Here is an 806-nt window from a genome sequence, read left to right as displayed (position 1 = left end):
GAGGGCACTGAAAAACTCCATTTAGTTCCACTTGGCGAGATATTCGACGATTGAATCGTCGAATATCTCGCCTTTTTAATTTATAATAGAGAGACTAAATGCAGGTGGTGTTCCCAATGATTTCAAACCAAGAGACACTCAACTTAAGTCCGTACATGGCCATTTACGATATTGTCGTGCCAAAAAATAATATGCTTCGTCAAATTAACGAACTGGTGGATTTCTCATTCATTTTAGAGGAATTGAAAACAAAATATTGTTTAGATAATGGAAGAAATGCGATTCCTCCGATTCGAATGTTTAAGTACTTATTGTTAAAAGCCATTTTTAATATATCTGATGTAGACCTTGTCGAACGTTCAAAATATGACATGTCTTTCAAGTATTTTTTAGGTATGGCGCCAGAAGATGACGTGATTGATTCAAGCTCACTCACAAAATTCCGCAGACTTCGTCTTCAAGACGTAAGTTTATTAGATATGCTCATTGGAAAAACAGTTGAAATTGCACTCGAAAAGAACATTATCAAAAGTAAAACAATCATTGTGGACGCAACGCATACCAAAGCACGTTATAACCAAAAATCACCGAAAGAATTTTTACAAGAGAAATCAAAACATACCCGCAAAGCAGTGTATCAATTCGATAAATCCATGAAAGAAAAATTTCCAAAGAAGAACACTTCTAACGAGGTAAAAGATGAAATAGCTTACTGTGAAAAATTGATTGCCATTATTGAAAACAAACCACAAATCGCTCATCTACCGGCCGTAAAGGAAAAATTGAACGTGTTAAAAGAATCTGTA

The 806-nt window shown here is 34.9% G+C and carries 1 protein-coding gene; it reads left to right on the top strand.

Annotated elements, in window-relative coordinates; all coding sequences use genetic code 11:
- Positions 1-116 precede the first annotated feature (116 nt).
- Positions 117-806: transposase (locus MR065_RS27020; RefSeq protein ID WP_242215737.1), on the top strand; the 690-nt coding region annotated here is incomplete at its 3' end.

The sequence above is a fragment of the Bacillus cereus group sp. BfR-BA-01383 genome, from assembly GCF_022663495.1.
GTDB classification, from domain to species: Bacteria; Bacillota; Bacilli; order Bacillales; family Bacillaceae_G; genus Bacillus_A; species Bacillus_A cereus_AU.
This window is presented reverse-complemented; position numbering and strand designations above follow the sequence as displayed.